General features: G+C 64.3%; 21 protein-coding genes and 1 pseudogene. 14 read left to right on the forward strand and 8 right to left on the reverse strand.

Annotated features, from left to right (window positions below; translation table 11 throughout):
- Positions 1-11: 11 nt before the first annotated feature.
- Complete coding sequence (locus tag CIW48_RS22825) at positions 12-1,163, forward strand: epoxide hydrolase (protein ID WP_149312789.1); 1,152 nt, start codon at positions 12-14, stop codon at positions 1,161-1,163.
- 1,009 nt (positions 1,164-2,172) lie between these two features.
- Here the strand turns inward: CIW48_RS22825 and CIW48_RS22830 are convergent.
- Both CIW48_RS22830 and CIW48_RS22835 read right to left on the reverse strand, forming a co-directional pair.
- A complete protein-coding gene (locus CIW48_RS22830) occupies positions 2,173-2,424 on the reverse strand; it encodes a hypothetical protein (RefSeq protein ID WP_149312790.1) in 252 nt (83 codons plus the stop codon).
- Positions 2,424-3,137, reverse strand: a complete 714-nt coding sequence (locus CIW48_RS22835; RefSeq protein ID WP_149312791.1) for a Crp/Fnr family transcriptional regulator — start codon at positions 3,135-3,137, stop codon at positions 2,424-2,426. Before CIW48_RS22835 ends, CIW48_RS22830 begins: the two co-directional genes overlap by 1 nt.
- Before the next feature lie 278 nt (positions 3,138-3,415).
- Between CIW48_RS22835 and CIW48_RS22840 the strand changes: the two genes are divergently transcribed.
- Positions 3,416-4,156 (forward strand): Crp/Fnr family transcriptional regulator, encoded by a 741-nt coding sequence (locus tag CIW48_RS22840; RefSeq protein ID WP_149312792.1) that lies wholly within the window; start codon positions 3,416-3,418, stop codon positions 4,154-4,156.
- The gene (locus CIW48_RS22845) at positions 4,153-4,398 is read left to right on the forward strand and encodes a hypothetical protein (RefSeq protein WP_149312793.1); all 246 of its coding nucleotides are present in this window, start codon (positions 4,153-4,155) and stop codon (positions 4,396-4,398) included. The genes CIW48_RS22840 and CIW48_RS22845 overlap by 4 nt, the downstream gene beginning before the upstream one ends.
- A gap of 401 nt (positions 4,399-4,799) precedes the next feature.
- Here the strand turns inward: CIW48_RS22845 and ligD are convergent, their stop codons facing one another.
- On the reverse strand, positions 4,800-7,301 hold the full coding sequence (gene ligD, locus CIW48_RS22850) for a DNA ligase D (protein ID WP_149312794.1): 2,502 nt from the start codon (positions 7,299-7,301) through the stop codon (positions 4,800-4,802).
- A 205-nt stretch (positions 7,302-7,506) separates the two neighbouring features.
- Between ligD and CIW48_RS22855 the strand changes: the two genes are divergently transcribed.
- Positions 7,507-8,409 (forward strand): Ku protein, encoded by a 903-nt coding sequence (locus CIW48_RS22855; RefSeq protein ID WP_149312795.1) that lies wholly within the window; start codon positions 7,507-7,509, stop codon positions 8,407-8,409.
- Positions 8,406-8,669, forward strand: a complete 264-nt coding sequence (locus CIW48_RS22860; protein ID WP_149312796.1) for a hypothetical protein — start codon at positions 8,406-8,408, stop codon at positions 8,667-8,669. Before CIW48_RS22855 ends, CIW48_RS22860 begins: the two co-directional genes overlap by 4 nt.
- A gap of 129 nt (positions 8,670-8,798) precedes the next feature.
- On the opposite strand, the gene CIW48_RS22865 is transcribed toward CIW48_RS22860, so the two are convergent.
- On the reverse strand, positions 8,799-9,677 hold the full coding sequence (locus CIW48_RS22865) for a LysR substrate-binding domain-containing protein (protein WP_149312797.1): 879 nt from the start codon (positions 9,675-9,677) through the stop codon (positions 8,799-8,801).
- 73 nt (positions 9,678-9,750) lie between these two features.
- Between CIW48_RS22865 and CIW48_RS22870 the strand changes: the two genes are divergently transcribed.
- Together CIW48_RS22870 and CIW48_RS22875 are read left to right on the forward strand one after the other, a co-directional pair.
- The gene (locus tag CIW48_RS22870) at positions 9,751-10,452 is read left to right on the forward strand and encodes a haloacid dehalogenase type II (protein WP_149312825.1); all 702 of its coding nucleotides are present in this window, start codon (positions 9,751-9,753) and stop codon (positions 10,450-10,452) included.
- 22 nt (positions 10,453-10,474) lie between these two features.
- On the forward strand, positions 10,475-11,263 hold the full coding sequence (locus CIW48_RS22875) for an aldolase (RefSeq protein WP_149312798.1): 789 nt from the start codon (positions 10,475-10,477) through the stop codon (positions 11,261-11,263).
- 574 nt (positions 11,264-11,837) lie between these two features.
- On the opposite strand, the gene CIW48_RS22885 is transcribed toward CIW48_RS22875, so the two are convergent.
- Positions 11,838-12,494: a TetR/AcrR family transcriptional regulator gene (locus tag CIW48_RS22885; RefSeq protein WP_149312799.1), complete on the reverse strand. Its 657-nt coding sequence runs from the start codon at positions 12,492-12,494 to the stop codon at positions 11,838-11,840.
- A gap of 81 nt (positions 12,495-12,575) precedes the next feature.
- Between CIW48_RS22885 and CIW48_RS22890 the strand changes: the two genes are divergently transcribed.
- Positions 12,576-13,316, forward strand: a complete 741-nt coding sequence (locus CIW48_RS22890) for a 3-oxoacyl-ACP reductase family protein (RefSeq protein ID WP_149312800.1) — start codon at positions 12,576-12,578, stop codon at positions 13,314-13,316.
- Between the two features lie 257 nt (positions 13,317-13,573).
- Here the strand turns inward: CIW48_RS22890 and CIW48_RS22895 are convergent, their stop codons facing one another.
- Positions 13,574-14,149 (reverse strand): TetR/AcrR family transcriptional regulator, encoded by a 576-nt coding sequence (locus CIW48_RS22895; RefSeq protein WP_149312801.1) that lies wholly within the window; start codon positions 14,147-14,149, stop codon positions 13,574-13,576.
- Between the two features lie 114 nt (positions 14,150-14,263).
- On the opposite strand from CIW48_RS22895, the gene CIW48_RS22900 reads away from it, so the two are divergent.
- Genes CIW48_RS22900 through CIW48_RS34205 form a run of 3 tightly spaced genes read left to right on the forward strand, consistent with a single transcriptional unit; the run spans position 14,264 to position 15,335 of the window.
- Positions 14,264-14,962, forward strand: a complete 699-nt coding sequence (locus tag CIW48_RS22900; protein WP_149312802.1) for a glutathione S-transferase C-terminal domain-containing protein — start codon at positions 14,264-14,266, stop codon at positions 14,960-14,962.
- Between the two features lie 58 nt (positions 14,963-15,020).
- Positions 15,021-15,179, forward strand: coding sequence for a tautomerase family protein (locus CIW48_RS34200; protein ID WP_246695382.1), 159 nt, complete (start codon positions 15,021-15,023; stop codon positions 15,177-15,179).
- Between the two features lie 45 nt (positions 15,180-15,224).
- Positions 15,225-15,335: a hypothetical protein gene (locus tag CIW48_RS34205; RefSeq protein ID WP_246695384.1), complete on the forward strand. Its 111-nt coding sequence runs from the start codon at positions 15,225-15,227 to the stop codon at positions 15,333-15,335.
- A 417-nt stretch (positions 15,336-15,752) separates the two neighbouring features.
- On the opposite strand, the gene CIW48_RS22910 is transcribed toward CIW48_RS34205, so the two are convergent.
- On the reverse strand, positions 15,753-19,157 hold the full coding sequence (locus CIW48_RS22910) for an ATP-binding protein (protein ID WP_149312803.1): 3,405 nt from the start codon (positions 19,155-19,157) through the stop codon (positions 15,753-15,755).
- Positions 19,158-19,988: 831 nt separating this feature from the next.
- Between CIW48_RS22910 and CIW48_RS22915 the strand changes: the two genes are divergently transcribed.
- Positions 19,989-20,771: a PAS domain-containing protein gene (locus CIW48_RS22915; protein ID WP_149312804.1), complete on the forward strand. Its 783-nt coding sequence runs from the start codon at positions 19,989-19,991 to the stop codon at positions 20,769-20,771.
- A gap of 45 nt (positions 20,772-20,816) precedes the next feature.
- Here CIW48_RS22915 and phaZ read toward each other — a convergent pair whose 3' ends face one another.
- Positions 20,817-22,136, reverse strand: a complete 1,320-nt coding sequence (gene phaZ / locus CIW48_RS22920) for a polyhydroxyalkanoate depolymerase (protein ID WP_149312805.1) — start codon at positions 22,134-22,136, stop codon at positions 20,817-20,819.
- 346 nt (positions 22,137-22,482) lie between these two features.
- On the opposite strand from phaZ, the gene CIW48_RS22925 reads away from it, so the two are divergent.
- Both CIW48_RS22925 and CIW48_RS34210 read left to right on the forward strand, forming a co-directional pair.
- Entirely contained in the window at positions 22,483-22,926 is a 444-nt protein-coding gene (locus CIW48_RS22925) for a phasin (protein ID WP_149312806.1), read from the forward strand.
- A 41-nt stretch (positions 22,927-22,967) separates the two neighbouring features.
- Positions 22,968-23,063 (forward strand): annotated as a pseudogene (locus tag CIW48_RS34210) (cysteine hydrolase); the annotation flags it as partial.
- Between the last annotated feature and the right edge of the window lie 326 nt (positions 23,064-23,389).

Raw genomic sequence — 23,389 nt, forward strand, 5'->3', positions numbered from 1 at the left:
GTAGCCCCGCCATGACCGACGTCATCACGTCCTTCCCGATCCGGGTCGCCGACGCCGACCTGTCCGACCTATCCGACCGCCTCGCCCGCACCCGTTGGCCCGACGCCGGCACCGTCACCGACGGGAGCCAAGGTCCGACCTCGCACGCGATCCGCCGTCTGGTCGGCCGCTGGCAGGATGGCTACGATTGGCGGGTGGCAGAAACCCTCATCAATGGCTGGGGCAGCAGCCGCACCGTCATCGACGGCCTCGGCATCCACTTCCTGCATGTTCGCTCGCCCGAGCGCGATGCCCAACCGCTCTTGCTGGCGCATGGCTGGCCAGGCTCGATCCTGGAGTTCCGCGACGTGATCGGGCCGCTGACCGACCCTGCGGCGCACGGCGGAAATCCGCGGTGCGCGTTCCACCTCGTGATCCCGTCGATGCCGGGCTTCGGGTTCTCCGACAAGCCGACCGTGCCGGGTTGGAACGTCGGCCGCGTCGCTGGCGCCTATGTCGAGCTGATGCAGAGGCTGGGTTATGGAGATCGGTGGTTCGCCCAGGGTGGCGATTGGGGTGCGGCCGTGGTGACGGTGCTAGCGCACATGCGTGCGCCCGGCCTCGCCGGCATCCACCTGAATATGGTTATGTTCCAGCCAACCGAGGACGAGATCGCGGACGCGACGCCGGAGGAGCAGGCGATGCTGTCCGGCATCGCGCGATACGACCGCGAGCAGTCGGGTTACATGAAGCTCCAGAACACGCGTCCGCAGTCGGTCGGATTTGCGCTAGCGGACTCGCCGGTGGGACTGGCGGCCTGGATCTACGCGCTGTTTCAGGACGTGACCGACAGCGGCGGCGAGCCTGAGCGGGTGATCCCGCTAGACCACATGCTGGACGACATCATGCTCTACTGGCTGCCGAACGCCGGGGCCAGCTCGGCGCGGTTCTATTGGGACAATGCGCAAGGCCAAGGCGGTATGCCAAGCGAACCCATGCCGCTGCCGGCCGGAGTCAGTGTGTTCCCCGGTGAGGTGCTGCGGCTGTCACGGCGCTGGGCGGAGAAGCGTTTGGTGGACCTGCGTCATTACAACGAGCCTACAAAGGGCGGACATTTCGCGGCCATGGAGAACGCAACCGCATTAGTGGCAGACGTTCAAGCGACGTTCGCGACGGTCATATAGCTAATGGAAAACCCGCAGGGTGCACCGGTCTTGGCCTGCCCTGCCGCGGTTGGTTGCTCAACCTCTTCAGGTCCGGTTTTGAGAGGCGTGGTTGCTGCTTGGAATGGCAAGGCTGGGTGGTTTCGCGACGGTCCGCTTTCGGACGGCGAGGCTTTGAAGCGGACCGTCGCTACCGCGCCAACTCCCCACCCTTAGCGGACGGTTAGGTTTGGAGTTTGACGACGAGGGCGAACGCCTCAGTAAGCCGAAGGCGCGATGAGATGATTGCAGGGTCACTTCTCTTCCTGAGCTTCGTGCCCGCACTGTCATTGCTGAGGATTGCCCTGGCGAAGCCGCCCCAGAAAACGCGCTGGTTCAAGACTAACTCGGTGAGGCTGGCGCTGTGGGCCACAGCATGGGCTCTGACCGTAATGGGTGTAAATGCGATCTTTAAATTGAAACACCCAGCCATAGAGTTGCTGTCGTTGTCCCCCATGTTAAGCGTTCTATTGTCAATGTTTTTGCTGACTCTCTTAGAGGGGCCGGCATTTTGGCGGGCTTCGATCCAGAAGTTTCGCGAATTTTTCAAGAAAGATCGGTGACCTTCATGGCGAACGCGACCAGTCTTTGACATCCGTTTTCCACCCCGAGCCGACGCCGCCGGAAGACTGGTGAACGGCCGCTTTGGAGAATTGCAGACAGCCGTCCTAGCGAATGAGTTGGGTCGGACGCGGAACGACCGCTCGGGGTAGAAAGCCGCCGCTCTGCTTTCGGGCGACAATGGGCGGAAGCGGACGGCATATCTTCTCCCACTCCAGACCCTTTTCGGATGGCGAACCAAATGCCATTGAACGTCGGCATCTTGGTGAGAGCAGACGTTCGGCGGATCGCACTGCCACTATTGGATGCGCGAATGGACCTAGACCGTCTCCATTCGCTGTCTCGGAACTGAGTCGCTGGCCCGTACGAGACGTTGATAGCGCCTCGCTCAGCGTCTCGGTGAGACATGCCCTGCGGAGCCAGATCGTGCTCAGTCCTGATCGCTCTCGGGTACCGTGTCGCTGAATGGCACGGCGAGCAGGAGCCGTCCCCCTTCGTTCACGATCTCAAAGGTGCAGGTGAACCAGTCCCGCACGCTGTACGAGCGTGTGCGGGCGATCAGGTCCCGCGCGGCTTCCAGCGCATGCGCCCGCGCAGCGTCCAAGTCGGGCAACTCGTCGCCCTCCGGGTCAACCGCGACCTTGTCGCGGCCGTAGCGCAGATTGAGGAAGTAGAGCGGCATCAGGCGCCCTCGATCAATCGGGCGTATTCGGCCTCGGGCAGGCCGTAGCTACCGTCCGCCACCGTGCGGAGTAGCTCGCGGTCGAGCACTTGGACGCGGCCTCGCCGCCCGCGGATGCAGCGGCCGCCCTCTAAGTTCTGCAGCGCCAGTGTCACGCCGGAGCGTTGCACCCCCAGCATCATCGACAGGAATTCATGTTTCAGCAGCAGTTCGTCTCCGTCGCTCCGGTCGTGACACATCAGTAGCCACCGAGCGAGCCGGGTCTCGATGGTGTAGGTGGCGTTGACGTAGGCCGTCTGCCGCGTCTGGACGAACTCGGCCTGCACATAGCGGAGGAGAAGCCGCCGCAACGTGCGGCTCTCGTCAACCGCGGCACTCAGTACGTCCGCATCAATGCGATAGGCATTGCCTGGCATCTGGATGAACTGCTCGTTCGGCATGCGGTCGCTGCACGTCAGCACCGGCAATGCGCCGACCAAGCCTTCCCGGCCGACGATCCCGACCTCGACCCTACCCATCGACCCCTCGGTAACGATCGACGATAACCCGCTCTCGATGAAATAAAGGTGCTGCACGGGCTCGTTGGGCCTGATGAGCACTTCCTGCACAGGCAGGTCTACAAGCTGTAATTGCGGAGCAAGCCGACCGAAATCCTCGCCTGAGCAGACTTTCAGGAGGCGATTACGGATACTATGCTGATGAGGCTTCGACATAGCTCTTCCCCTTACGAGGCAAGAGCACGGTCGCGTCTCCCAGTCGTCCGCGCCCCAAACAGCGTGCAGACGATGAGGGCTAGATTAGGAGCAAGCTCCAGCGACAGCAACGCTGCCTGGAGCTGTGTGCGATAGCAGACATTTTCAGGAATGTCGGTTTTCGCACCGGAGGTCGCGCCAGGGTTGCACACAGTCTGCCGGCCGGTAATTGCAGCCACAACCCAGGACGTAACCGCGCGAAGAGCCGACTGGCTCGCGAAGAAGCTACGAGGCGAAGCATGACGAACGGTGTGCCAGATGCTGTGAACCCGTTCGTGCGCAAATTGGAAGGCTTCACGTCGCTGCCGGAGGCGGACAGAGCCGCGCTGCTGAAGGTCAGCGAGGATGTGCAGCTTGTTCCGGCGGGAACGGACCTCGTTCGAGAGGGTGATCCGCCCGCGGGCGTATTCCTGATCCTCGATGGCATCGCCTGCCGCTACAAGCTGCGGGCCGGCGGCGCGCGTCAGATCATGGCCTATCTCGTGCCGGGCGACGCCTGCGACCTCGACGTGGCGCTCTTGGAATTCATGGATCACTCGATCACCACGCTGTCGGACTGCACAGTGGTGCGGATCGCACCCGAGACGGTCAGGGATCTGCTGCACCGCCCGGCCGTCGCGGCGGCGCTGCGGAAATCCACGTTGGTGGACGAGGCGACCTTGCGCGAGTGGCTGCTCAACGTCGGCCGTCGCTCGGCGGTAGAGCGGTTGGCGCACCTGTTCTGCGAGCTGTTCCTACGCCTGCGTGCGGTCGGCCGAGCAGACGAGAACGCCTTCGCACTGCCTCTCACTCAGCAGGATCTCGCAGACACGACGGGGCAGAGCACCGTGCACGTGAACCGCGCCCTCCAGGAACTCAGGTCGCGGGGTATGATTGAACTTCAACAGAGGCGTCTTACGATCCTGGACCTGCCGAAGCTCAAGCAGCTTGCGGAGTTCAAGTCGGGCTACCTGCATCTGGGAGAACGACGCGCGGCATGAGCCTGACTTTGCAGCCCGTGCAGATCGCGACGGGAAGTGACGATGTTGAGGGGCAGCTCGTCTTCGCGGACAGCTCTCTCGTTGCGGTTCTGGTCCAGCTCTCCGACCAGCACGACTATGATGCAGGCAAGTGGTTCTTGGAGGCTGGGTTCGGTCCGATCGATCCCATCCTCCCGCCGCTGTTTGCCGATCTGGAGGAGGCGAAGACCTGGATCGTGGAACAGCTTCCGTCCGGGTCCTGATGGCTATGGCCGGGCACATGGTAGGTCGCGAGCCTACCCCATAAGCCACCTCTCACGCGAACAGAGCCCCGGATGGTCCGCTTTAAGCGCTTGCCGACATTCGAAGGCTCGAGCGCTAGGGGCGGCTTTCCACCCTAAGCCGAAGTCGCGATAGGCTGACGAACGGCCGCTTTGGAGAAGCGCCGACGGCGGTCCGGGCGGCTGGGTTGGGTCGGATGCGGAACGTCCGCATCGAGGCGAGTGGCCGACCTCTGCTTCCCGCCCTTTTCGGACGTTCGGTGCAGGTACCAAGCGTCAGATTTCACTCACTAGCTGCAGGGGCGCCGCAAGCTGTGGCGGCCCTTCCTGTTCCACCCTCGGGTTCCAGCTATCCTCTCGGCACCGACGGCAGGCGTTCGGGGTCACCGACGATCTCGGCGGCCGGTCACCTGGAGAGGACGTGCTGCATCGTCGAACCCGGCCCAGGGGTCTCGATTCAAGGCGGAGAGGCGCCCCGGTAGATTTGCGACGTCGAAGCGCGCGCCGGACCCGAGCGACAGGAGCTCGTCCCAATCGACGGGGACGGATACGGGCGCGCCGGGGCGGGCCCGGGTGGAGAAGGCCGAGACGGCGGTCGCGCCCCGCTGATTGCGCAGGTAGTCCACGTAGATGCGGCCGTCCCTGGCCTTCTTCGACGCGGTCGCGACGTAGCGGTCGGGGGCGTCCTTCGCCATCTCGGATGCGATGCGTTTCGAGATGGCTTTCGCCTCGGCCCAGCCCGCCTTCGGTTCGATCGGCACGACGACGTGCAGCCCCTTGCCGCCAGTCGTCTTCACGAAGCTGGAGAGGCCGGATGCGGACATCCGCTCGCGCACATCCAGGGCGCCGGTGACTAGATCGCCCCATACGACCCCGTCGCCGGGGTCCAGGTCGAAGACCAGCCGGTCCGGCCGATCCGGGTCCGAGGCCGGCGCGCCCCAGGGATGGATCTCGAGGACGCTCGCCTGGACCAGTGCGCGAAGGCCTTCCCGATCCTGGATCACGACGGCCTTCTCCCCGCCCACGAGCCGGATGTAGTGGTCGTCGAGCCCTGCCCAGGTGTGCTTCTGGTAGAAGCAGGATCCGAGGCCATCGGGACAGCGGAGGAGCGACAGCGGCCGGTCGATCAAGTGCGGCAGGATGCGGTCGGCGATCTCCGCGTAGTACTCGGCGAGGCCCTCCTTGGTCAGGCCGATGTCGGGCCAGAACAGGCGATCCGGATGGGTAAGCGCCACGGCAGACTCCGAGGATTTCCGCGCCCGCGATTTCGGGCGCCTCGGCTTCTTCTCCCGAACGACTTCGTCCGGGTGCACGTCGCTCCTCAGAGTCTTGAACGACGCATGCCGCAGCTGGTTGTCGTCCGTCCACCCGCGGAAGGTCACCTCGCAGACGAGGCGCGGCTCGACCCAGCGGGCGTTGCGGCGTGCGGGCGGCGGGATTTCCGCCCCGAATGGCGGCGATGGGATGCGAAGCGGCTCCAGCTGCGCCCAGAGATCCCGACCGACCTTGTCTCGGAACCCGGTGCCCACCCGCCCCACGTGGACGAGCCCGCCAGCCTCATCGTGCGTGCCCAGGATCAACGACCCCACGGACTTGGGCGCCGTGGTCGACGGCATGTAGCCCGCGACCACGAACTCCTCCGACGAGTGGCACTTGATCTTGCGCCAAGCATCGGTCCGGCGCGACCGGTAGGGCGAGTCCACGCGCTTGGCGATGACGCCTTCCAGTCCAAGCCTGCAGGCGTGGCGCAACATGGCCTCGCCGTCGGCGGCGAGATGCTCGCTGAACCGGATGCGACCGCCCCGCGGGGCATCGTCGAGGCTCTGCAGCAGCAGATCCTTGCGTTCGGTCAGGGGCAGCGCACGCAGATCCTTACCATCGAGGTAGAGCAGATCGAAGGCGTAGAAGACCGCCGATCCCGTATCGCCGGCGGCGAGCGCCTGCTGCAGGGCGGAGAAGCTGGATACCCCGCTCTCCGTCTCGACCACGATCTCGGCGTCGATCAGGGCCGAGGGCAGCTTCATAGCCTTCAGGGCCTGGGCCGTGGGTTCGAACTTCGCGGTCCAGTCGAGGCCGGAGCGCGTCAACAGCTTCACCGAGCCGCCGTCGATCCGGGCCTGCATGCGGTAGCCGTCGTGCTTGATCTCGTACAGCCAGCCGTCGCCGGTTGGCACGTCGTCGACAAGGGTCGCGAGCGCAGGCTCGACGAAGGGCGGTAGGATCGCCTTTCGGGCTCTCTTGGACCCGCTCGCCGGCGCTTTCGTCTTCCGCTCGGCAGCTACCTCCGCGCGGGCCGCATGATCGGCTCTGACGACCCCGCCGGTTGCGAGTTCTTGGTTGGTCCGGCCCGACAGGACCGAGGCCTCGTGCTCGACGAGGATGTCGCCGTCGCGGCGGGCGTGCTCGTCGTCGGCCTTCATCAGCAGCCAGGGCTGCTTCTTCTCGCCGCCTCGGCCCTTCATGCGCACGAGGTGCCAGCGGCCTGCGAGTCTCTCGCCGTGCAGGGTGAACTCAAGGTGGCCCTTCTCCAGCCCGGCGGCCGGATCGCCGACGGGCGCCCAGGAGCCGATGTCCCAGACGATCATGGTCCCGCCGCCGTACTGGCCCTTGGGGATTGCACCCTCCCAGATCAGGTAGTCGACCGGGTGATCCTCCGTTTGGACCGCGAGCCGCTTCTCGGCAGGCAACAGGCTAGGTCCACGCGTCACGGCCCAGCTCTTGAGCACCCCGTCCATCTCGAGCCGCAGGTCGTAGTGCAGGCGCCGCGCGTCGTGCTTCTGGACGACGAACCTCGCCTCCACCGCCTTGCGGCCGCGCTTCCCCTTGGGCTCGGGCGATGCCTCGAAATCCCGCTTGTCCCGATACGGTTTGAGAAGCTCGGTCATCGCTTGGAGAAAACCGGGTTGGACGGATCGAGTTCCTGGACGGACCGTCGATGCGGGGCGATCTACAATAACGAGCAAGTTATCCACAGGCGCAGCTGTGGAGGAACGAGTCGAGTTGGACTCTCGTTGGACCGCCGAGCTCCAGGTCTCCGCACCGCGGATGCATCGATGGGCGTGAATACTTGGACGGACATAGGAGAGCGACGTGGCAGCCCGCGCCAACTGGAAAGGTCATCTTCGACTTTCGCTCGTCTCCTGCTCGGTCGGACTGTATCCAGCGGTCAGCTCCTCGAAAGAGCTGAAGTGTCATACGATCAATCGCGAGACCGGAAACCGCCTCAAGCAGCTGATGGTCGACTCCGTGACTGGCGACACCGTCGAGCGCGACGACCAGGTCAAGGGATGCGAGATCGCCAAGGACGAGCTGGTGCCGGTCGAGGACGACGAGCTCAGCGAGATCGCCCTGGAGAGCACGCACACGATCAACATCGAGGCCTTCTGCCGTCGCGAGGAGGTCGACGAGCGTTACTTGGACAAGCCGTACTACCTCGCGGCCGAGGACAAGGTCTCTCGCGAGGCATTCGCCGTCATCCGGGATGCGATGAAGAAGAAGGGCATGGCCGGGCTCGGCCGTATCGTCATCTACAAGCGCGAGCGGGTGGTCCTGCTCGAGCCGTACGGCAAGGGCCTGCTGGCGACGCTGCTGCGCTACCAAGACGAGGTCCGATCGCCTACCGCCTACTTCGAGGACATGCCCGACGGCGATCCCACGGCCGAGATGCGGTCACTCGCAGAGGAGCTGATCGCACGCTCCACCCGGAAGTTCGACCCCTCGAAGTTCGAGGATCGCTACGAAGAGGCGCTGATCGCGCTGGTGAAGGGCAAGGCGCCGAAGCCCGCGAAGGGCAAGGCCAAGGGCACGACTGGGGCTCCGAACTCCGGCAACGTCGTGAATCTGATGGAAGCCCTCAAGCGCAGCATCGATTCCGAGAAGGGTGATGCACCGACGAAGGCCCCGACCCGGAAGGCGGAGACGAAGCGTTCGGCGCCGGCGACGAAGCGCATCTCGGGCAAGGCGAACGCCGGCAGGACCCGGAAGGCGGCATGACCGGCCGGGTGGACGAACCGGTCGGCCACCCATTCGGCTTTGTCCTGTCCGAGGACGAGGACCAGCGCGAGCGCATCTGTCGATCGCTCTCGTCGGAGGGCTTCGATGTCCTGGCGTTTCTCGACGTCGGCAGTGCGCAGGCCTGGCTCGACGAGGAGACGCCGGAGGTCGCGATCGTCGACGGCGCGGCCGGTAGCGGATTCGAGATCGTCGCCGAAATCATTGAGGCGCGCGGCGTGCGGATGATGTCGATCGCCTGATCTCGCCGTCGGACGACTTCGAAGCTGGGACCTACTTCGCCGCGCACCGCTTGAGCGTGAAGGGCTCGTCCGCGTTGGCGGTCCCCCCGCAATCGAGGCGATCAACGTGTCGCCGACGATCCGATCACCTCACAGTGTCGATCCGAGCGTCTGCCTTAAGAACTCGGCCAATTCGCCGATAGGCTTCGTCAGGCGAGACCTTCTCGCAATGAGTGCCACTTCGGACGGCCGCGGATCAGGGAAGCCGTCGCTCGGACCCAGCCGGCGATGCTCGTCCTGAACCGTGCCTTCCGTCAGAAGACCAACCCCAATGCCGGACGCGACGGCGGCCTGCACGCCTGCAAGCCCCTGTCCGACGAAGGCTAGTCTCCACCGTCGACCCAACCCTTCGACCGCCTCCACGGCCCGCTGCCGGTAGATACAACCCTGCGGGAACAGTGCGAGCGGCAGGGGATCGATGCTCGTGTCGAGCGTCGTGCCCGCGACCCAGATGAGGCGCTCGGGCCAGCGCGCGAGACATCGTCCGTCGCCGACGTCGCGCTTGACCAGCGCAAGATCGAGTTCGTCCGCGTCGAGCAGTCTGTGCAGCGCGGCGCTCCAGCCGCTCGTCGTGTCGAGACGGATATGCGGGCAGGACCCCGCGAAGCCGGACAGGAGGTCGGTGAGCGGCCGGCCCGCGAAATCTTCTGGGACGCCCAGCCGCACGACGGATTGGCGGCCGGGCTCGTTCAAGACCGCGCGCGCCTCGGCCGAGATCGCGAGGAGGCGCCGCGCATAGCCCAACAGTTTTTCGCCGCCCTCGGTCGGGCTCACCGATCCACCGACACGGTGGAGCAGGCGCAGTCCGAGATCCTCTTCAAGCTTGCGGATCTGCTGGCTGACGGTCGACTGTGTTCGGTGCACGCGGTTCCCAGCACGTGTGAACCCGCCCGCCTCCACGACCGCGACGAACGTGCGGAGCAGTTCCAGGTCCAACGACGGGACATTTGCAATCTCGATGGAAGGCATTCGACGATCTAATTTCCGAATGGTGCAGGCAAGCGATAAACCCTCTCACGGAAGCCGTCACGCGGAGGTCGCCATGCTGTCTGGAACCCCACGCCCGTCTTGGATCACCTTCGATTGCTATGGCACTCTCATCCAATGGGACGAGGGCTTGCGGATCGCGGTTGCGACGATCCTCGCCGGGAAACCCGAGGCGATCGACAGCGAGCAACTGATCGCGACCTATGATCGCCACGAGCACGCGCTTGAGCAGGCGCCTCCTCACCGCTCCTTCCGCGCCATCGCCGGTGAGGCGCTCGGCCTCGCATTGCGCGAACTCGGGGTCGAGGTTGGTGAGGCCGACGCCAGGATCCTGACGGATGCCATCGGCCGCATGCCGCCGTTCCCCGAAGTGGTCGGCACGCTGGCAGCACTGAAGCAATCTGACTTCAAGCTCTGCATCATCTCGAACACCGATGACGACATCATCGCCGGCAACGTGGCCCAACTCGGCGGCCACATCGACCGCGTGATCACGGCCGAGCAGGCCGGCGCCTACAAGCCGTCACGCCGCATCTTCGAGGTCGCCCATGCGGCGCTCGGGATAGAGCCGGATGCGGTGGTGCATATCTGCGCCAGTCCGCATCTCGACCTCGTCACCACGCGCGAACTCGGGCTGCGTGATGTGTGGATCGACCGCGGCACCGGACGCACTCCGGCCGACGGCTACCAACCCCATGCCGTGCTGACCAACCTCGCGGGCGTGCCGAAGTTGTTCGGCGATGCCGGTTGGAGGTGAGGGCGGGCGAGGAGACGCGACGATGGCACACGAGCTTCGGCCGACCGGCCTAACAGGATCGAGCAATCTCGGCGGGATTGATCGCGAGACGCTCTGGCAGGCCCGGGTCGACCTCGCGGCCTGCTTCCGGATGGCGTCGCGATACGGCCTAGAAGAGGGCATCTGTAACCACTTCTCTGCCCTCGTCCCTGAGCGCGACGACCTGTTCCTGGTGAACCCCTATGGCTTGGCTTTCGCCGAAGTGACGGCGTCGAGCCTACTCGTCTGCGACTTCGACGGTCATGTCCTTGAAGGGAATGGGAAGCCGGAGGCGACGGCGTTCCACATCCACGCCCGGCTTCACCGATCGCTTCCAAGGGCGCGAGCCGCATTCCACACCCATATGCCCAACGCCACGGCCCTCAGCATGGTGGAGGGCGAGCCGCTCGCTTGGGCCGGTCAGACAGCGCTGAAGTTCTACGGCCGCACCACGGTCGACGAAGCCTATGATGGCCTTGCACTTGACGAGGCCGAAGGTGACCGGATCGCCGCGACGCTCGGCGATGCCGACATCGTCTTTCTGCGCAATCATGGGGTGATCGTGACCGGCCCGACGATCGCCGAAGCCTGGGACGACCTCTACTATCTTGAGCGCGCTTCCGAAGTGCAAATCAGGGCCATGAGCGCAGGCCGGTCGCTCCGCCGCGTGGATCCAGCCATTGCCCGTCACACTGCCTCTCAGATGCGTGATGGCGACGCTGAGAGCGCACGTTTGCATCTGGAGAGCATCAAGCGGGTACTCAGGCGGGACGAGCCTGAATTTGCAACCTGAGGCTGAACGACCGCTTGCAATCTCGCACGATGAGTGTCTCAGAAGGGTGTGATCCGACACCTCCGCTTCCGGGCGAGGGGCCAAAGCCCGCTTTCCACCTCAAGCTGACTTTGCCGGATGGCCGACGAATGACCGCTATGGGGAAGTGCTGACAGCGGCCCAGACGGCCGGGTTGGGTCGGGATCGGAATTGATCTGTGACCCTCAGCGGGGTTCGCTGCAATGGCAGGCAGGCCCGAACGGGGGCCCCATCATCGTCACGGGAGCGGACGTAGCCGAGGTCGTGGATTGCAGGATCGCGCGACTTTGGGTGTTGCTCAATCAGCCGGCAACTTAGACCGATACCCGACGGAAGCCACCCGAACCGAAGTCGCCGGACGACCGTCGATTGACAGCTTCCAGGACGCGCTGACAGCGGTCCGCGCGTCCCACATGCGTCAGTAAGGGGCCATCTGCTTCTTAGTCGGCCAATCTCCGAAGCAGTCGGTCTGCATTCGACCAAATCTAGCCGCCTACTGACGCCCAGCCTAAATGACTGTGGCTTTCGCCGGCATTTCCAGGGTCGGCAACGAGCCTCAGCGGCCGACCTGAGAGTCCCACCCCAGCATCGTGAGAAGGGCGACGGCCTCAAGCTCCTCTCGGCTAGCGCCGTCGCGAGCCTGGAGCGACATGCCGTTCTGCACTGTGAGCACGAAGCGCGCGAGCGCGGGGACGTCCACGGAGGTGCTGAGCTCAGCCGTCGCGACCGCGCGATGAAGCCGCTCCTCGACCCTTTTGAGTCCCTGCGCCCGGGCCGTCCGTACCAGTTCGCCAAGTTCAGCGTGTCCTTCGCTGCCGGCCATCGACAGTGTCACCATGCAACCACGCGGCTCCTCGCGACCACACGACCCCGTGAGGGCAGCGGCCGAGTCCATCAGGAGCGCCTCGATGGCTTCCCGAGCGGTCCCGGCCGCGGCGAAGTTGGCCCAGGCCATGGCCTCGTATTGCTCACCGTAGTGGCGCAGCGCCTCGGCGTAGAGAGCCTCCTTCGATCCGAACGCTGCGTAGAGGCTTGGCGAACCAATTCCCATGGCTGCAGTGAGGTCGGATATCGATGTTGCGGCATAGCCCCGGCACCAGAACAACCGCATCGCCTCACTTAGAGCCGCTTGCCGGTCGAAGGCGCGAGGCCGACCGCGCCCGCGTACCGGTGCCTTCTTTGCTTCAGCTAGTGTCGAACCTGATTTCTGCATCGGTCGTTATATAATTTGCTTGACCCGACCTCGCAACGCATCTAGCCCGTTCTGTGTCGTTCACTACAGAAAGATCGAGCCATGAGCGAACTCGCAGGCAAGTGTGCCTTGGTGACTGGCGCATCACGCGGCATCGGCGCTGCCATCGCCCTAGCGCTCGCCGACCGCGGTGCAAATGTCGCCATCACCTACGAGCGGTCCGCCGAACGGGCGGCCGAGGTTGTCCGCGCCATAGAGGCAAAGGGCCGCCGCGCCGTTGCCATCCAGGCCGACAGTGCCGACGCATCAGCGGTGAAGCGCTCCGTAAATGGTGCGGTAGAGGGCCTTGGGGGACTCGACATCCTCATCAACAACGCCGGCATCGCCCGTGGCGGCCCGGTTGCGGAGATGAGCCTCGCCGACATCGATGCCATCCTCGACGTCAACGTCCGCTCAGTCGTGCTGGCGTCACAGGCCGCTATCCCTCACCTCACGGAAGGCGGCCGGATCATCTCCATCGGCTCATGCCTTGGGGAGCGGGTCCCATTTCCTGGTGTGACGGTCTACTCCATGTCGAAATCGGCATTGCTCTCGTTCACGCGTGGGCTGGCACGGGAACTTGGTCCGCGCGGCATCACCGTGAACCTTGTGCAGCCAGGATCGACCGACACCGACATGAACCCGGCGGATGGCGATCAATCGGACATGCAGCGCGCGATGACCGCGCTCGGGCATTACGGAAAGCCTGAGGACATCGCCGCCTCGGTGGCGTTCCTGGCGAGCCCTGCCGCGCGTCAGATCACCGGCACGACGATCACGGTCGACGGTGGTGCGAACGCATGAGACGCATCGTCGGCCTTAGACCGACATCCGGCTTCGTATTGTGAGATTATGAAGTACCGCGCCGCAGCTATCCTGGGCGGCGCCGAAGCGGTCATTCCACTTACGACCAGTTCCGGGCTCGTCAGTAGGGTCTGTGAATGACCGGGTTGGGTCGGAGGTCGACTGTCCGCTTTTCCGGCAGCCGACCCCCGAACCGGAGCAGCGGCTTTCGGCCAGCATCCGCCGCCGCAGACGGCCTGCGTGAGCGTCTCGGATGATCAGTTCGGCAGTAGTCCCGCTTCTTGGTAGCTCCTGATCAATGAGTCGAACAGATTTATGTCCGAGCGACTTCGAGCGATGATCTGAGCTCCGGCTACAGCAGCATAGATGGCGCGCGCTCTCATCTCGCCGTCCTTCGGCTCAACTAGCTTTGCAGAAACTATCTGCTCGCGTAGCCAAGCCGTATTGACGTCGGCAAAAGACTGAACCTCCTTCAAAACCTGCTCAGGCAACGCGTCATATTCTGTCGCCATGAAGCTGCTGAGGCACATGCGATTGTCGCGCTCCAGGGATAGGCGAAAGATGCCAGGGTATCGCCGCAGCGCTTCGATTGGGCTTTGCGCACTTGCCGAGATAGCTTCAAGATCGCGAGCAATGTCTTCCCAGTAACGGCGCGCAACCGCCTCGCCGAGGATGGCCTTGTTGGCGAAGTAATAGTTGATGCTTGCGGCCTTGATACCGACGGTCTCCGCGAGATCACGGAAGTTGATGCCGCCGTAGCCATAGGCCATCGCTGCTTCCCTCGCAGCCACGAGGATCGCCTCGCGCACATCTCTCTTCAACGTCGCTGCCATTCTCAACCTCCATCTGTCATATGGCAGACAGGGGTTGACGACACAAGGCGTCCGTCCTAGCTTGCTGCCTGTCATCTGGAAGACAGGCTAGGTTCTCAGGGAAGTGAGACGACGATGTCCAACAAGCTCAAGCTCTTTACCTCACCCTCGGCCTTCCCCAATCCGCAGCGCCTGCGGATCTTCATGCACGAGAAGGGCATCGCCGATCACTTCGACGAGACGATCTACGACATGTCACCGGTGGGCGAGCAGCGCGGTTGGAAACACCTGAAGATGAACGCTTGGGGCGAGACACCGACCCTTGCGCTCGCGGATGGCTCCTACCTCAGTGAGACCTCTGCCATCGCCCGCTACCTCGATGACGCGTTCGAAGGCCGCAAGATCATGGGGAAGACGGCGCACGAGCGTGGCCTCGATCAAATGTGGGACAATCGCGTGTGGGTCCACATCCTCTATCCCATCGTTACCGCATTCCATGTGCTGCATCAGGGCCTGGGCCCCAAGCTCGAACTGACCAGCAATCCGGCCTGGGGCGAGCATTCACGCAAGGTGGCGCTGGCGCATGCCGGCTTGGTCGACCGGCATCTCTCCGACGGCCGCGCGTGGCTGCTGGGCGGCGATCAGCCGACGTTCTCGGACATCACGCTGGCGACGGCCATCGCGTTCTCCAAGTTCCCGGTGAACGCCACCCCGCTCGATGAGCGCTTCGAGCATCTCGATGCCTTCTGGCGGCGCTGGCAGACCCGGCCGACCTTCCTGGCCGCCTATGCCGACCGGAGCAGCGGTGTGCCGGAGATCGACACCCGGACGTGAGCGCCCAGCGGTCGGTCCCGGCCAGGGTCCGACCGCAATTCTGCCCGAGGAGATCATCATGCCTATTGCACGTATCGATCTGATCCATGGGAAGCCCCCCGAGTACCGCGCTGCCGTGGCGGACATCGTTTATCGGGGCATCGTCGACGTCCTCAAATCACCCGATGGCGACCGCTTTGTGGTGGTTGGCGAGCACACGGCAGACAATCTTATATAAGATCCTCAATTTCTTGGCTTTAGACGGTCGCCAGATTTCATATTAATCCACGTAACTAGCACCGTCGGCAACAAGAAGGACACCAAATTTGCTTTCTATCATTTCGTTGCTGATGAGATGAAATCGAAACTCGGGTTCGAACTGACGACATCATGATCAACACGGTTTTTGTCGACAAGGGGGATTGGTCGTTCGGTGGTGGTCAGCCGTGGTAACGACTTCCGATAACACGTCGGCCCATAACTCAGGACCGCCGACTAATGACCGCTTTGGGGAAGCGCCGTTGGCTGCCGTAATGACTGGCATGGGTCGGCAGGCGTCCGTCTGCTTTTCCGGCCCACCCTCTCCGAAGCGGCTGTTCCGCTTACGGCGAGACTACGTCACGTCAGATCGCCAACGCGCGCCGAACCGGACCTTCGGCTTGGCGCCCAACTCGGTCGTAAGATCGGGCTCCGTGTATCGCCTTAAGCGGACATGGCCGGACGCGTGCGAGGCGAAGCTCCACGGCAGAGACGCGCTGGTCGATGTTGCGGCTGAGAAGCTTGATGTCTCCCGCCTCGCCAGCTTCGGAGGTCATACGCTCACTGAAGGTTCGCCGCGTTCGGATCGCAGTACGTGGCTGCTGTTGTCTATCAACGCATGCCGTACGGCCTGAGCCAGTTCAGCAAAGGCGAATGGCTTGCGCAGCACCGGCGCGTCGTCCGGCAAGGCCGCGGCATCCGCGTAGCCGGTCATCAGCAGAACGCGCAGGCTTGGTCGTGCCGCGACGGCTCGGGTCGCCAATTCGCCTCCCGTCATCCCGGGCATGGCGTAGTCTGCCAGGAGTAGATCGACCGCGTTCTCTCCGACGAGTAGGCGCAACGCTTCCGAACCGGAGCCCATCGCCGTCACCGTATGGCCCATCTCCTCCAGCATCGCCGCGGCCGTGGACCGCACCTGACCGTCGTCGTCCACGAGCAGAATATGCAGGCGGCCGGGCGTCTCGGGCAGCGCCGCGGAGGGTGCGTCCGCGTGCGCCGGGCCGATCGTCGCCCGAGGCAGGTACAGCGTTACGCAGGTGCCCTGACCGACGCGGCTGTCCACCGTCACCTCGCCTCCGAGCTGCTTTGCCGTGCCGAAGACCTGGGCGAGGCCCAGACCGGTACCCTTGCCCTGAGGCTTGGTCGTGAAGAAGGGCTCGAAGACTCGCTCCAAGATCTCGGGCGGCATGCCCTCGCCGGTATCTGTAACGCTCAGACGAACGAACTCGCCTGGCGGCATCGCCGCCAGACGCGGCGCAAAAGCTGCGAGGTTCGCCGTCTCGATCTGGAGTTCGCCTCCCTTCGGCATCGCGTCGCGCGCGTTCACGGCGAGGTTCAGCACCGCGAGCTCGATTCGGTTCGGATCGGCCATCGCGGGCCACAGGTCGGCGGCGAGGCGCGTCGAGACGGCGACGGTGCCGCCAAGCGTCCGGTGCAGGAGGTCGGCCATCCCGGACAGCACGCCGTTGAGATCGGTCGAGCGTGCTTCCAGCCGCTGCCGGCGCGAGAACGCGAGCAGCTGCTCGGTGAGCTTCGCGCCGCGTTTCGCCGCCTGATGAGCGTTGTTCAGGAGGCGCAGGACGCGCTCATCGCTGACGCGCCGCTCGGCTAACTCTACCGAGCCCATCACGGCGGCCAGCAGGTTGTTGAAGTCGTGTGCCACGCCGCTCGTGAGCTGACCAACAGCCTCCATTTTGCGGGCCTGGGCCACCTGCTCCTCGGCTTCTCGCCGAAGGCGCGCGAGTTCCAGATTTGTCCTGACCCGCGCCTGCAGCTCGCGGGCTGAGAACGGCTTGACGAGGTAGTCATCCGCGCCGGCTTCCAATCCCTCCACACCGGCCTCCGCTCCGGCCCTGGCGGAGAGCATGATGATCGGAACGGTGCGTAAAGCCGGGTCGGCCCGCACCGCGCGGGTGACCGCGATGCCGTCCAGCACCGGCATCATGACATCGGTCAGGAGCAGGTCGGCTCGGTTCTCGCGCAGTGCGGCCAGGGCCGCCGCACCGTCGGCGACGGATATGACGGCATAGTCGAGGCCAAGCAGGCGCTCGACATAGGCGCGCATGTCGGCATTGTCATCCGCCAGCACGAGGCGCGCGCGCTCCTGAACGCTGCGATGAGATCCTGGCTCGCGGCGCAACGGGACGACGTTCGTGCCGGTGGCCTCATCCGGGAGCCATCGCAGCGCCTCCTCGGCATAAGCCCGAGCCAAGCCGCCGCGCTCCGACGCTCGGTTCGCTTCCACAATCCGGTCCGGCGGCAGATGCGCGCTCCCGGTCGGCACTGTTACGGTGAAGGAGGTGCCCCGCTCGACTTGGCTCGTGACCTCGACGGTGCCGCCATGCATGCCCACCAACTCGCGCACGAGCGCGAGGCCGATCCCCGAGCCTTCGTGCGAGCGGCTGCGGCTGCCCTCCACACGGTGAAAGCGTTCGAAGATGTGCGGCAGGGTCTCGGCCGGGATGCCGACACCGGTATCGGCGATAGTCAGGCGGACCGCGCCCGAAATCGGCTCCAGCCGCACGGCGATGCCGCCTCGGAAGGTGAACTTGAAGGCGTTCGAGAGCAGGTTGAGGACGATCTTCTCCCACATGTCCCGATCGACGAAGACGGGCTCCGAGAGCGGGCGGCACTCGACCTGCAGGCTCAGCCCGCCGCGCTCGACTGCCGAGCGGAAGGTGCTGGCAAGGTCCGCCGTCAGGGCGGCGAGGTCGACGGGTGCGAACGCGGCCTGTGTGCGCCCGGCCTCGACGCGCGAGAAGTCGAGGAGCATGTTGACGAGGCGCAGGAGGCGCAGCGCGTTGCGGTGGGCGACGTCCAGCTCGGCACGCACGCTCGGGTCGACGCGATCGGAAGCCAGCACCTCCTCCAGCGGACCGAGCATCAGGGTCAGCGGCGTGCGGAACTCGTGACTGACATTGGAGAAGAACCGAGTCTTGGCGCGGTCGAGTTCCGCCAGCGCCTCGGCGCGGCGCCGCTCCTCCTCATAGGCGCGAGCGTTGCGCAGGGCCGTCCCGACCTGACCTGCCACGAGGTCGAGGAAGCCGCGGTATTCCTCATCAAGCGCGCGGCTCGGGCTCGCACCGAGAACGAGGGCACCAAGCGGCGCCGAGCCCACCTCTCCGGTAAGCGGGACGACCAGAGCGCTGGCGACGAGGTCCGCCCAGAAGCCAGCCGCTAACCCGAGGCGTTCCGCCAAGCCGCTGACCGTCACAGTCTCGCCCGCGAGGGCACGTGCCAGGGACCAGCACACGCTTCCGGCCGGCTCGGCCGCGGGATGGCCGGCGCCGATACCCGTGGTCGCCACTCGGTGCAGACGGCCGTCCTGCCCACGTAGGAACAGGAGCGCGAAAGGCACGTCCAGCCGGTCATCTGCAAGAGCGCCCGCGATGTCGGCACAGGTCGCATCGACGCTGCGGGTCTCTCCGGCTCTGGCTGCGAGATCTCGCAGCAGGCCCAACCGACGCTCGCCGATGACCTGCGCGGTAACCTCGCTGCAGACGGCCAGCATGCCGACGATCCGGCCTTCGTCGTCCTCGGCGGGCGCGTGCGAGACGCTGAAGTAAGCCTCTTCCCGGTAACCCGCCCGCTCCATCAGCAGCGGCAAGGCCGGGGTCCAGTTCGCCTCGCCGGTCCGCATGACGCGGGCGATCATCGGGCCGAGCGTGTCCCAGCTCGCCGCCAGCGTGGTGCGGATGTCGCTGCCGAGGGCAGCCGGATGCCCCGCGCCGATCAGTTTGGCGTAGGCGTCGTTGTAGATCTGCGTGAACGCGGGTCCCCAGGTCAGGATCATAGGGTACTGTGAGGACAGCAGCGTGCGCACGATCGAGCGCAGGCTCTGCGGCCAATCAACGACAGGCCCGAGCGGCGTGCCCGCCCAATCGAGGTCGCGCGCCAGATTCCGGATCTCGCCCTTGCCGGCGAACAGGATCTGGGCTGCGGCATCTGTCGAGATCATGGACGAACCATGGCTGTCCGGCGCTTCTGCCGCAACAGCCGCCGTGCCGCTGCGGATGATGCCAGAACAGCTCGAAACACTGCACCGGCACGGAGGAAACGGCGCGATGCGCCAAGTTTCTCCGGCTGCTTCGCGCCCGCTTGAGCCACTCACGCCCCGGAATACGATGCCGAGGAGCTGCCGTTCGTGGAGCGAGCGTTTCACCCCGGGATGAGGTCGGTTCGGGGCTCGACGCGGCGAGAGCGCTGATCGCCGCTTGCGACTTGGGCGTGAGGCAGCCCTCACGCCGCACCTGCAGCTGCTGGCGTTGGCTTAGCTCACACCGAAACGCTCGGCGGCATATCGGCAGGTCGCCTCGAAGGAAACGGCCGACGTAACGTTATGTCGAACACTCTCACGATCGGAAGGCCCTCAACCGCCGTCTGAAGTTAATCCCGCTCCTCGAGACGAATTTTCTTCCTTCGCAGCCTGCAATTGAATTGCGCTCGACACTGAATCGTGAGGAATTTGATCTTGCGTCGTAACTTGCGGACGCAGACCTCTCTTGAACAGTATTCCTGTCTGTGTATAGAAGAGGTGTCCGCAAGAGGCGATGCGGGAGAGCCCAGGCTGGCGTGAGCCGGTTATGGCGTCGAGGAGCGACCGCCCCCGGAAGCTCTGAGGCACAATCTCGTATCGCTGGACGATCTGGAGTGCGACGCATTCTGCGTCACTGACGAGCCGCAACTGTCATCGTAATGGTGGCATCGGCTTGCTGGCACCCGCGACAGAGGGGGGCGACCGAAATGCTTGGACGGGCATTTCCTCGCCCGTTTGTCGAGGGATAGTGGTATGTTTCCAGACGACGACGAATTCGAATTCAGCGCACCGGACCGTGGCTGGAACTACGAGCCGTCGCGTGCCGATCTGTTCCGAGATTTCACGTCGCCAGTCTACACGACTGATGCCGACGGTTGGCTGACCTACTACAACGATGCGGCAGCCGAGCTATGGGGCTACCGACCTGAACTCGGCAAGACGCGCTGGTGCGGGTGTTGGCGTATCTACACGCCTGACGGGGCGCTGCTTCCACTCGACCAGTGCCCGATGGCCGTAGCCATCAAATCGGGGCAGCCCATCCGCGGTGTGCAGGCCGTGTTGGAGCGACCGGATGGTACACGCATCCCGTTCATGCCCTACCCGACGCCACTGCGAGATCGGTCCGGCAATCTCGTCGCCGCGTCCAACGTCCTTCTCAAGATCACGAACCTGAGCGCGTCCGACCCAATCGATCTTCCAGCCGTGCATTGGGCTGATCCGGTGCCGGAGATGCGGGCAGCAGGTCTTCATCTCGACGATCTGACAGGATCACTCCAGGCCACCTTGGCTGCCTTGGCTGATGTCGAGTTCAACTACCAGAGCGACTGCGAGCGCCTGGAGGGCTGGTCTGGATCTGACGATGAGAAGGACCGGGTTCTGAACCAGCTTGTTCAGAGGCGGCAGCGCCAGCGCGAGGCTCTGAACAAGCGGTTTCAGCAACTACAGCAGGACGCCAGACACGCCCTGATGCGCGGGGCGTCCGACCCGAAGCGAGGGACAACACTCGCCCCGTCAGGCTACGATACGGTCCATTGACCGCCCTTGCGCCTCGTCGGGCGTCGTCAGGCGAGCCTGCTGAGTTCATGCGTGCAGCGCGAGAGCCGCCTCGCTGGCCGCGCACGTATCGGGCGTGAGCAGCGCCGCCGGAACGGAGTGGTCAGGCTCTTCGGCATCCGGAGAGAGACGGCCGAGCGTAATCGGAGGCACAACCATCGACGGCTTGGTATGCGCCTCCATGAACGCGACGATCTTCGGCACGATCTCGGTTCGGAACCGTGATCCGTTGAAGATGCCGTAGTGACCTGCCCCCATCTGGAGATGGTAGGCTTTCTTCTCGGCTGAGAGGTTGGACGTCAGGTCGAGTGCCGCTCGGGTCTGGCCGATGCCGGTGATGTCGTCCTTCTCGCCCTCGATCGCCATCAACGCGCAGTGCCGCATCGCGGTGAGATCGACAGTCTTGCCCCGGTGACGCATCTCGCCCCTGGGCAGAAGATGCTCGATGAAAACTGTCTCGACCGTCTGGAGGTAGTACTCCGCTGTGAGGTCCATCACGGCAAGATACTCGTCGTAGAACTCACGATGTTTGGCCGCCGAGTCGCCGTCACCCTGCACTAAGTGGTTGAACATGTCCCAGTGCGCCGTCTGGTGGCGATCAAGGTTCATGCTGATGAAGCCGGCCAATTGGAGAAAGCCGGGGTAGACATCACGCCCGCGGCCTTGGTGGGTCCATGGGACCGGGTGAATGCAGTTCTGCTTGAACCAGCCGATCTGCTTCTCCTGGGGAAGCTTGTTTACCGCTGTGGGTGAGTGGCGGGTATCGATCGGACCGCCGACGAGCACGGCTGAGCGCGGCACCAGTGGGTGACTCTCGGCTTCCATGCGAGCTATAGCCGCAAGAACCGGGACTGAAGGCTGACACACGGCCATGACGTGCAGGTCTGGCCCGAGCGCCTCGAAGATCGCGGTGCAGTAGTCGATGTAATCGTCGAGATCGAACCGTCCGGCGGAGAGCGGTACCTTCTTGGCGTCAGACCAGTCGGTGATAAACACCTGATGCGTGTCGAGGAAGGCCGCCACCGTCCCGCGGAGCAGGGTTGCGTAGTGCCCCGAGAGCGGGGCGACCAGCAGCAATTTCGGTTTCGCCGAAGGCATACCGAAGGCGACTACGCGACAGAACGGGCGCTCCCAAACCACCCGTTCACATGTCGGGAGGTCGAAAGCCGGCTTGGGATAGGTGCGTGTCGCCCGCTCGAACAACTCGCAGGAAGCCGCAACGGCTCGGCCGTTAGGGGTGTAAGCGAGGGGGCTGAACGGGTTCTCACAAGCGGTCCGGGCCATCTCTGCCGCCATCCGCATAGGCGAGAGCATCTGGTCGTAGGCATCACGCATTAGGTACAGCATACGAACAGTTCCTCCGGCAGCCTCACGGCCGCTCATTTCTGAGATGCCCAACGTTCTTGCACTATGATGCGTTGCATGCGCATCGCTCGCGCGAATCGGCATAAAATTGCCAGCGCGGAACCGTTCTGGCCATGGCTGTGCGGGGTGCGTGCCGGCAATTGAGGGGCTGTGGTGCCGGCGAGCAACAGAGTCCTGTGCAAGCCTTTCGGCAGTGCCTCGCGATGGCAGTCGATCTGCTACGACATCCACGTCCGCGTTGAACCGGGGTTCCTCCAACAGGTTCTCAATATGAGCGGCCCTCGGAAGATTTGCGCCGCTCTACAAGAAATGACTGGAGGACATGCCCGTGAACACAGCCCCAGGCCTCGAGATACCTAGCGCGCTGCGCGAGCTGGCTGAGAAAGGTATCGACCAAGCGCGCCAAGCATTCGACGGCTTCATCGGAGCAGCGCGCCAGACGGTTGCATCAACCCAGGGCCTGATGCAGACGGCGGATACGACCACGCAAGATATGGCGTCTCGCAGTCTCCAGGCTGCTGAGCAGAATGTTCGGGCGACCCTGGACTTTGCGCAGAAGCTCACTCAGGCCAAGAGCCTACAAGAGGCAATGCAACTCCAGGCCGACTTCGCTCGCAGCCAACTTGCGGCTGTACAGACGCAGGCGTCCGAGTTCGGCGGAATAGCACAGAGTGCGGTGAAGCAAGGCTCGGAACACGCTATGAACGCTGCACGGAGCGGTGCCGACCAATCCCGCATGTCCATGGAGGATGGTGACGAGGTCGGCCGTTAGCCGACGAGGCTGCTCCGAGGGTTTGCTCTGAGGCCCATCCTGGGGCCGTCGACCGCGGCTACCGCATCGTCGTCGAGGACGCACTCTGCAGCTCGTTCGACGAGGCGCACGACACGATGCTCACGCTCCACCACCAGTGCCGCTGCAGCGGCCTGCCGGTCGAGTACGTCAAAAAAATACGGATCCTGCTCCGCGCTCGTCTTCTTACCTCGCTTCTTCCCCAACTCCTCTGGTCCAGGCTGATCCTCTCAATCAGCCCGGTCCAAAGCCAGCCGGTCAGGTCACTTAGGCGGGCTGCTTTCCTGTCAGTTTTTCTCCGAAGCGGCCATTCCGCTTACAGCCAAATTCAGTTGACCGATGTGGGCTCAGAGTGCCCTTTACCGTACTCGGCTGCCTCTCGGACGCGAACACCCAGTCAGCGTACACGCGAGTTTCGTATGCGCCAAAAGTGTAAATCTGGGGT

This window comes from Methylobacterium sp. P1-11 (assembly GCF_008329595.1).
GTDB lineage: Bacteria > Pseudomonadota > Alphaproteobacteria > Rhizobiales > Beijerinckiaceae > Methylobacterium.